The 9,094-nt window shown below is 64.6% G+C and carries 6 protein-coding genes; 1 reads left to right on the forward strand and 5 read right to left on the reverse strand.

All coding sequences use genetic code 11. The annotated features are described in order from the left end of the window. The first annotated feature begins 393 nt into the window (after positions 1-393). Entirely contained in the window at positions 394-1,092 is a 699-nt protein-coding gene (locus AC07YR_RS21260) for a DUF2306 domain-containing protein (RefSeq protein WP_494735168.1), read from the forward strand. Here the strand turns inward: AC07YR_RS21260 and AC07YR_RS21265 are convergent. The 5 genes from AC07YR_RS21265 to AC07YR_RS21285 all read right to left on the reverse strand — a co-directional run bounded on the left by AC07YR_RS21265 (position 1,061) and on the right by AC07YR_RS21285 (position 8,925). Beyond that, positions 1,061-2,797, reverse strand: a complete 1,737-nt coding sequence (locus tag AC07YR_RS21265; protein ID WP_494735169.1) for a thiamine pyrophosphate-dependent enzyme — start codon at positions 2,795-2,797, stop codon at positions 1,061-1,063. The two genes, AC07YR_RS21260 and AC07YR_RS21265, sit on opposite strands and share 32 nt — an antisense overlap. 75 nt (positions 2,798-2,872) lie before the next feature. Continuing rightward, positions 2,873-4,387, reverse strand: a complete 1,515-nt coding sequence (locus AC07YR_RS21270; protein ID WP_436058708.1) for an amino acid permease — start codon at positions 4,385-4,387, stop codon at positions 2,873-2,875. A 65-nt stretch (positions 4,388-4,452) separates the two neighbouring features. Then, positions 4,453-5,394, reverse strand: coding sequence for a glutaminase (locus AC07YR_RS21275; protein ID WP_494735170.1), 942 nt, complete (start codon positions 5,392-5,394; stop codon positions 4,453-4,455). After that, positions 5,391-6,992, reverse strand: coding sequence for a PucR family transcriptional regulator (locus tag AC07YR_RS21280; RefSeq protein ID WP_494735171.1), 1,602 nt, complete (start codon positions 6,990-6,992; stop codon positions 5,391-5,393). The genes AC07YR_RS21275 and AC07YR_RS21280 overlap by 4 nt, the downstream gene beginning before the upstream one ends. Positions 6,993-7,623: 631 nt before the next feature. Next, on the reverse strand, positions 7,624-8,925 hold the full coding sequence (locus AC07YR_RS21285) for a dicarboxylate/amino acid:cation symporter (protein ID WP_436058705.1): 1,302 nt from the start codon (positions 8,923-8,925) through the stop codon (positions 7,624-7,626). Positions 8,926-9,094 lie beyond the last annotated feature (169 nt).

Genomic DNA, 9,094 nt, shown 5'->3' on the forward strand with positions numbered 1-9,094 from the left:
CTCATTCATCAATTTGGTCATGGGCTTCGCGTCGGCGCGGAGCCCGGGACGGGACAATCCGTGAACGCTCAGAGGCCTTGCGCAGCTCGGCGAGCTCACTGGTTTGGCCTCGTTGCGTCCACCAGGTTGGGTCGTTCGTTGCCGCTGCATTCTCTGCGCCGAAGCGCGAAATCAGGGCTGGTGCGGTTGTGAAATCGCATTCTCAACCGTCCTTTCCATGATGCACGGAGGGGCGGTGACGTCTCAAGCGGATAGCCGTTCATTGCGCGTGAGACTCATCACAGCCGGTGCCGCGACGCCGCAGGAGCGCGGACCTATTGACAAGTGTACGGCGTACACCTATGGTCATTCGCAAGAGGTGTACGCCGTATACCAGCCAGCGAAGGACCCGCCATGCGCACCGAAACCACCAGCCCTCCTGCCGCCTCCGTCCGGCGTCACCGGCCCCAGTGGCCCGTGCCTGCGGGCCTGCTCCTGCTCAGCCTGATTCCGGTGATTTTCGGGGCCCTCCGGCTGACCGAGCTGGCGTCCGGTGCAGCGGTCACGCCGCAGAACGCGCGGTTCTTTGCCTCGCCCGTCCCGGTGGTGACGCACATTGTCGGCGTGACGGTTTACTCCGTGCTCGGGGCGTTCCAGTTTGTCCCCTCACTTCGGGGACGGCGCGGCTGGCACCGCATCGCTGGACGCATTCTCATCCCGGCAGGCCTGCTCACAGCGCTCTCCGGGCTGTGGATGTCCGTTTTCTATCCACTCCCGGACGGCTACACCGACGTCCCGCTCCGGCTGTTCTTCGGCTCGGCCATGCTGGTGAGCATCGTCCTGGGCGTCGACGCGATCAGGCGCCGGGACTTCGTGCGGCACGGCGCCTGGATGACGCGGGCCTACGCGATCGCCGTGGGCGCGGGAACCCAGGCGCTGGTGAGCATTCCCTGGCTGCTCCTGATTGGCCCCACTGATGTACCCACCCGGGCGGTGCTCCTGGGGGCGGGCTGGGTGATCAACGTGGCGGTTGCCGAGTACGTCATCCGGCGCCGCGCCGGGAAGGCGCCCCACCGGCCAGTCAGTACGCCTTCACCCGCTGTTCCACGATGAGGTGAATGAGCGCAAACGTTCCCTGCCGGTCGATGGCCTGGAACGCGGCGTCGAGGGCGGCCGGCACGTCCCCGTCACAGGTGACTGTGATGCCGAACCCGCCAAACGCCCTGGCCATGAGGCCGAAGTCGGGGTTCTTCAGCTGCGTCCCCGACACCCGGGACGGGTAGTGCCGTTCCTGGTGGGTGCGGATGGTGCCGTACTCCTGGTTGTCCATCACCACGATCAGCGGCGTGGCCCCGTACTGGGCAGCAGTGGCCAGCTCCTGACCGTTCATGAGGAACTCCCCGTCGCCGGCGATGGTTACCACCCGGCGCTGCGGACTGGCCAGCGAGGCGGCGATGGCCGACGGGATGGAGTAGCCCATGGAGCCGTTCCTGGCGCTGAGCATGGAGGCGTAACGGCGCGTGGGGAAGTACCGGTGCGCCCAGTTGGTGTGCTCGCCCGCTCCGAACGTCACGATGGCATCCTCAGGCAGCCGGGGGACGAGGTTGGCCATCAGGGTGTCCATCCTGGCCGGCCCTGCCACCGGCGCGGCCGGCGGCAGGGCGGCAAAGGACGTCTGTTCGGCCCGCATCCTGGCCGTCCAGGCTTTCCACTCGTCTTTCGCTGGCAGGTCGATGCCCAGCAGGTCGCGGACGAAGGCCTCCGGTTTGGCCACGATCTGCCGTGAGACGGGGCCTGAACGGCCGCGCAGCGAGGGGTCGATGGTCACCAGGAAGTTCTGCTTGTTCCAGTCCTGCCGGCAGACAAATCCGTCGGTAATCACATCCCCGGGAACCGTCCCGACGAAGACGAGCAGGTCGGTTTCCTCCAGGAGGTCGTACGTGGGGCGGGGGCGTCCGTAGCCGATCGGGCCCACATAGGACGGCGAATCAAAGGACACCGTACCCTGGGTGCGCCATTCCGCGGCGGCCGGGATGTGGTGCTTTTCGAGCCAGCCGGTGAGCTGGCCGGCCGCTTCCTGGGTCCAGTCATTGCCGCCGGTGACAAACAGCGGCTTCTTGGAAAGTGCAAGGGCACCGGCGAGTGCTTCGGCGTCCGTGGTGCTCATGCCGCCCGCCGCCACGGGGATGCTCGGGTGCAGCGCCGGATCAACGTGCTGCCGGATGATGTCTTCCGGCAGGCCCACCACAACGGGTCCCGGCCGCCCGCTCATGGCCGCGAACATGGCTTCCGCAACGATCTCGGACGCCCGCTCGGCATGGTCAAGCACCATAACCCGCTTTGCTCCCGTGTCGAACCAGGCTTTGATGTCGAACTCCTGGAACGCCTCGCGGTCCCGGTGCGCAAACGGGATGAGCCCGACGAAAAGCAGCATGGGGGTGGAGTCCTGCCACGCGGTGTGCAGGCCGACGTGGGCGTTGGCCGCGCCGGGTCCGCGGGTGACCATGGCCACCCCCGGGCGCTGGTTCATCTTGCCGTCGGCTTCGGCCATGTACGCGGCGCCGCCTTCATGCCGGCAGACCACGGTGTCGATCTTGGATCCGTGCAGTCCGTCCAGCACGTCCAGGAAGCTTTCGCCGGGAACAACGTAGGTGCGCTCAACTCCGTGGGCCACGAGGGAGTCGACGATAACGTGCCCGGCGGATTTCAGCATTCCGGGGGCAGCCGCGGCCGGCTGTGCTGCGATCTGATTGATGGTGTCGCTGTCGAACGATTGAGTGTCGGTTGCGGTCATGGTGGATGCGGACTCCGTTGTCATTACTACTTGTCTTGTTGGGTTGGGTGTTGGTTTACGTCTGTTGGGTGGTGGCGCCGGTGGCGGTTGCGGGACCAGCTACCGGATGGGAGTCGGGTTGGCCACCACTGGCGCGGCGCCGGTGTAGCCGTCGCGTGCCTCGGCGATTTCGTGGATCCGTTGGCGGCAGGCGTACCAACCGGCGACCATAAGGGCGCAGGCGATGAGGGTGACAAGGAGTGTGAGCGGGGAGTCGATGAAGACCATCACCAGGACGCCGGCGAGGAACAGGAGTGAGAGGTAACCGGTGTAGGGAGCGCCGAACATCCGGAAGGACGGGCGATTCAGCCATCCCTTGTCTGCCCAGCGTTTGAGCTGCATCTGGCAGAGGACGATGGTGGCCCAGGTGACGACGATGCCAACGGACGCGACATTGAGGACGATCTCAAAGGCCTGGGAGGGGACGAGGTAGTTCAGCGGGACGCCGAGGAGTGAGACGCCGGCGGTGATGGCGATGCCGCCGTAAGGTACGCCGGCTTTGTTCATGCGCTGGGCAAACTTGGGGGCGGAGCCGGCCACGGACATGGAGCGGAGGATGCGGCCGGTGGAGTAGAGGCCTGCGTTGAGGGAGGACAGGGCAGCGGTGAGGACTACGAGGTTCATGATGACGTCCACACCCTGAATGCCGATGGATCCGAAGAAGGTCACGAAGGGGCTGACGCCCTTTTCGTAGGAGGTGTAGGGCAGCAGCAAGGCCAGGAGGATGACGGAGCCGACATAGAACACGGCGATGCGGAAGACCACGGAGTTGATGGCCTTCGGCATGATCTTTTCGGGGCTTTCGGTTTCGCCGGCGGCTGTGCCGACCAGCTCGATCGAGGCGTAGGCGAACAGCACGCCCTGCATGAGGATGATCATGGGCAGGATCCCGTTGGGGAAGATTCCGCCGTTGTCGGTGATGAGGCTGAAGCCGACTGCCTGGCCGTCCGCAGGGGTGCCGAAGATGACGAAGTAGGTGCCGATGAGCAGGAACGCGACGAGGGCGACGACCTTGATGATGGCGAACCAGAATTCCATCTCGCCAAAGACCTTGACCGAGACGAGGTTCAGGCACAGCACGACGACGAGGGCGATCAGGGCCCAGGCCCATTGCGGTACGGCTCCCATCCACGGGATGTAGTGGCCGAAGAAGTTCATGTAGAGCGCTGCGGCGGTGATGTCCACGATGGTGGTGGTTGCCCAGTTGATCCAGTAGAACCAGCCCGAAATAAAGGCTGCCTTCTCGCCGAAGAATTCGCGGGCGTAGGAGACAAAGGAGCCCGACGACGGGCGGTGCAGCACCAGTTCGCCCAGTGCGCGGAGGATCAGGAAAGCGAAGAAGCCGCAGACGGCGTAGGCGATGACCAGGGACGGGCCTGCGGCATTCAGCCGGCCGCCGGCACCGAGGAACAGGCCGGTACCGATCGCGCCGCCGATTGCGATCATCTGGATCTGCCGCGGCTTCAGGCTCTTGTGGTAGCCCTTGTCCTCCGCATGGAGGAGTCTCTCAGAGGCGTGCGCGTGGCCGCTGTCAGCCTCGTACTGGCCAACCTCGTCATTGGGGTTGTTGGACATGGGTGATCCTTTCGACCGGTTGAAGATCTAACTGAGGGGTGGAATGAAAAAGTACGGGGACCGGATCAGAAAACAGACCATCCGGTGCGGTCGGACAGGTCAGCGAGGGCCGCCGAGCCCGCCAGGGAATTTCCCTTGGAGTCCAGCCGCGGGCTCCAGACGCAGATCGCGCATTCGCCAGGGACGATGACCAGGATTCCGCCGCCCACACCGCTTTTACCGGGAAGGCCGACGCGGTAGGCGAACTCACCGGCGGCATCGTACATGCCGCAGGTGAGCATGATGGATCCGATGCGTTTGGCCTCGCTCCGGGAGACGACGGGGCCGGTTGCTCCGTGCCCGCCGCGGGCAAGGAACAGGCCGGCCTTCGCCATCTCGACGCAGCTCATCATGATGGAGCACTGCCTGACGTAGTTCTCCACCACGGCCTCGGCGGACCGGTGCAGGTTGCCGAAGTTCTTCAGGAAGTGGGCGAGCGCCAGGTTGCGGCTGCTGTTGGCCAGCTCGTTCCCCGCGGCGATTTCATCGATGAAGGGCCCCTGCCCAGTGTGCTGCCCCGCCTGGACGCGGAGGAACTGCAGGACATGACCTGCAGCGTCAGGGAACCTTTCCATCAGGTGGTCGGTCACCACGAGGGCGCCGGAATTGATGAACGGGTTCCGGGGGATCCCGTGCTCCACTTCAAGCTGCACCAGGGAGTTGAACGAGGTTCCCGACGGTTCGCGGAGCACCCGGGACCACAGCCTGCCGGGGTCGTCGGCGCTGAGGGCCATGGCCAGGGTGAAAACCTTCGAGATGCTCTGGATCGAGAAGGGCAGGTCGGCGTCGCCGGCGCCGAACACGTCCCCGGACGTTGTGGCCACCGCGATTCCGAAGCGGTCGAACGGCGGCGATGACAGGTGGGGGATGCCGGCGGGCACCGAGCCGGCTTCACTCCGGGGACGGTGGCTGCGGACAATGTCAGCCAGGACCAGGCCAAGAGGCGGTGAATCGAGTGCTGTCATCATTTCGTGCCCAGGTGCTCCTTATTGTGCGTGGCGGCCCACTCCTGGAGGTGGAGCAGGGCGACCAATGAATCTCGGGGATTGCTGAAGTTGAGGCCGGTGACCCGGCTGATCTTGCTGATCCTGTAGTAGACGGTGTTCTTGTGCATCCTCATCCGCTGGGCGCATTCGGCCACGTCCAGCGATGCCTCGAAATACGCCCGGAGGGTTTCGGCCAGTTCGCCATCGTTGCGGAGGAGGGCCCAGAGGCTGCGATGGCGGAAGTCGGAGGACGTGAAGTTCTCCACCGCCTCGTGGAAGAGGATGTCCACCTCGAAGTCGCCCACCGCGGCCACTGACGCGGTCCCTGACCGCCGCATGCAGCCGAGCAGGGCCTCCGTTTTGGCGGTCACCGAATGAATCGACAAAAGGTCAGGGGCGATCGGCCCCACTGCCGCGAACGGACCGATGCCCAGGTGCTTCCCCGCGTCCCGGACGATGGCCTCGGCGAGGCTCCGCAGCCCGGCTTCGGCGTTGGCGGACTGGAGTCCCGGTACGATCACGGCGGTGTCGCCGTTGAACTGCCCCACGATGGCAGACGCTTTGTAGGCCGCCGCATGGATGGACGCAAGGTTGGCGAGTTCCCCGTGTTTGAGGGCTGCATCGTCTTCCTGCGCCTCAGTGGCGGACATTCCCAGCAGGATCAGTGCCGAGGGGCGGTCCGCCGGGATCTTCTCGCTATGTGCACTCGCTGCGGCTTCCGCGGGGCCGGAAAGGATCCGCGCGATCCGGTCCTCCCGCATGTGCACCGATTGCTGGTTGCGGTAGCGGATCAGCTCGGCTGACACCCGGGCGGCCGATCCGGTCAGGACATAGTCGACGTCGGCGCCGAACCCGTCCCCGGTTTCCTGCAGCCAGATGTAGCCCATGATGCGCTCGCCGGCGAACAGGGCGACGGCAACGCGCTCCCTCAACCCGTCCTGTGGCCGGGCCGGAACCCTGACAGGCAGGCGGGTCCGGTGCAGTTCGCGGTAGGCGCCGAGGTCCTTGAGCAGGAGTTCGTATTTTCGCGGACCACGGCGGGCAAGGATCGATGCCTTGCGGAGCTCGTCGATGTCATTGGTCACTGTGGAGTAGGCCAGGACTTTGTTGGCGGCGTCCTCGATGACCACGTGGCTGGACGTCAGGCGTGCGGTGGTCTGCGCGATGGCGAACAGGTCTTCTTCCAGCAGCGTCAGCACTTCGCTCTGGTAGGTGCGCGGCATGATCCGGTCTTTGGCGATGGACAGGAGCCGGTCCCAGTCAGCGGCCGGGTCCACCAGGAGCAAGCCCGTTCCCGCTGCCCGGAGCAGCTCTTCAGCTTCCTCGAGTTCGCCCGGACTGCCCTTAACGGCAAGCACCAGGGGAGGATTTTTCAGGAGGCGCCGCAGCGCCGGCAGTGCGGAGCGTCCCCGAACGCCGATCAGCAGGACAAACGCGGCGCTGCCGTCGGATGTTTCGTCGTCGGCGTCAACAATCAGAAAGCGTTCGATCGGCGAATCTGCGCGGGACGGCCGGAGGATGAGACTGGCGAAACCCAGGGGGAGATCCGACAGGATGTCGTCCACTGTAGCTGCGGCCATGGGCTTCCTTCTGCATCGATACCCGCCCGGACGGCTCTGTCCGGTCCCCCAATGCTATCCAGAGCATTTCCGGGAAAATATGGGTGCCGGACTAAATCCGGTGCTGCGTTTTAGGTCCCTGAACCAAGGCGCGGCGGGCCGGGGACGCGGGCATGGGACTCCGGCCTTTTAAGGCACCCGATTAAGGCACAACGGACGACGGCGGGGGGTCCCGCCGTCGTCCGGTTGCTTAGTAGCCAGCGACGTCAGGTGAGGAATCCGACTCTGTTTTTTCTGGCTTTCCAGGCGTTCCAGGGGCTAGGGCGTAGAAGGGCGTGAACCGGCCCCTTTGTCCAGGGGCAATATTGGAACGGACGATCGAAGCGCTCTCAAGCGCGGCCAGATGGTGCCTGACTGAGTCCCGGCACGAGGCGATGCCGTTGCTGATGTCGGCTACCTTGCTTGCACCATTGCTTGCCAGATAGTCGATAATTTGTGTCCTGATCGGTGTTCTTCGCGTGCTTCCCGCCCGCTTAGTGGTTTGCACGTCCGTCGGACTCTGGAGCTCAAAGGCAGCGGTCATGGGCTATGGCCTTTCATTCGGTGTGGAGTGGATTCGCAAGTGGAATGTGGGTGGCCGGGCGAGGACCGGTCAGTGCATCGAAACGCGCTCAGGTTCCCTGCTGTATTCACTGTCTTGCGCCCCGTGGGACGCGTCGGGACGAGGGGCTTCGAGAGGGGAAGCAGACCTGTCGTGCTTTTGGCCGATGACCGCGGTGGCGATGGCATTTCCCAGGATGTTGGTGGCGGTGCGTCCCATGTCCAGGAGCTGGTCGATCACTAGCAGGACGCCAATGCCGGCGGCGGGGATACCGAAACCAGGGACCACGGCGGCCACCACGACGAGCGAACCGCGGGGAACCCCGGCCATGCCTTTGCTGCTGAGCAGGAGCATTGCCGTCATGGCGATCTGCTGGCCGAGGTCCATGTCGATGCCGTAGGCGTTGATCAGGAAGACGGACGCAAAGGTCATGTACATCATGGAACCGTCCACGTTGAACGAGTAACCCAGGGGGAGCACGAAACCGGTGGTGCGCTTCGCGATGCCGAACTTGGTCAGGCCTTCAATGAGCTTGGGCAGCGCGGCCTCACTGCTGGAGGTGGCGAACGCGATCACCATGGGTTCGCGTACGATCCGGACCAGCCGGAAGGCCGCCCGTCCGAGGAAAGCGACGGCGACGGCGATCATGATCGCCCAGAGGGCGGAGAGGGAGACATAGAAGCCGCCGATGAACGAGGCATAGGTTGCGAAAGCGTCCACGCCCTTGGAGGTGAAGGCCGCCGCGATGCCGGCGAACACCCCGACCGGGGCCGCCTTCATTACGTACCCGGTGACTTTCAGCATGACGCCCATGAGTTCATCAATGGCATCCGCTATGGAGGAGCGGCCCTTCTTCCGGAGGTTCAGCAGGGCAATGCCGAAGAGAGCGCCGAAGACGAGGATCTGAAGGGGGTTGTTGGCGGTCAGCGCGGCGAAGACGCTTGTGGGGATGATGTGGGTAATGAACTCCTGGTAATCGAGGGGCTTCGTTTCCATCCCCGCATCACCTCCCGGCATCAGGTTGAGCCCGTCACCGACGTTGAGTATGTGGGCGGTGATGAAACCGAAGGCGCCCACCAGGACGGAGGCGGACAGGAACCAGACCATGGAGCGGCCAAAGAGCTTCCCTACCCCTGCAGATTTCGCCGCTCCTGCGATACCGGAGACGAGCGTGGCAAAGATCAGCGGCGCAATGATCATTTTGATGAGGTTCAGGAACATGTGCGTCACGGTGTCGAGGACGCCCACAACGGCTCCGCGGGTGTCCGCCGGCAGCAGCCAGTGGAACAGCAGCCCGCTGAGGATTCCGAACACGAGCGCTGCCAGAATCCACATCGTTGATTTGTTTTTCATACTCAGTCCTTGCGTAGGCACCGGGGATATTTGGGCACGGCGGTGTGCCCCTGCTCCCTTGATCGGGCGGGGTAGGTGGAGGGCTGTCGGGTGGTGGGGGACTACTTGCTGAGGTTGGCCAGGCGTTGCGGGCTGAGGAGCTCTTCCAGTTGCTCGGCGGTGAGCAGTT

Source organism: Arthrobacter sp. GW460-12-1-14-TSB2, from assembly GCF_059423525.1.

Bases quoted from the DNA above. Each gene is read 5' to 3' on its own strand.
- AC07YR_RS21265 (WP_494735169.1), bottom strand. From the start codon at position 2,797: ATGACAACGGAGTCCGCATCCACCATGACCGCAACCGACACTCAATCG.
- AC07YR_RS21275 (WP_494735170.1), bottom strand. From the start codon at position 5,394: ATGATGACAGCACTCGATTCACCGCCTCTTGGCCTGGTCCTGGCTGAC.
- AC07YR_RS21270 (WP_436058708.1), bottom strand. From the start codon at position 4,387: ATGTCCAACAACCCCAATGACGAGGTTGGCCAGTACGAGGCTGACAGC.
- AC07YR_RS21280 (WP_494735171.1), bottom strand. From the start codon at position 6,992: ATGGCCGCAGCTACAGTGGACGACATCCTGTCGGATCTCCCCCTGGGT.
- AC07YR_RS21285 (WP_436058705.1), bottom strand. From the start codon at position 8,925: ATGAAAAACAAATCAACGATGTGGATTCTGGCAGCGCTCGTGTTCGGA.
- AC07YR_RS21260 (WP_494735168.1), top strand. From the start codon at position 394: ATGCGCACCGAAACCACCAGCCCTCCTGCCGCCTCCGTCCGGCGTCAC.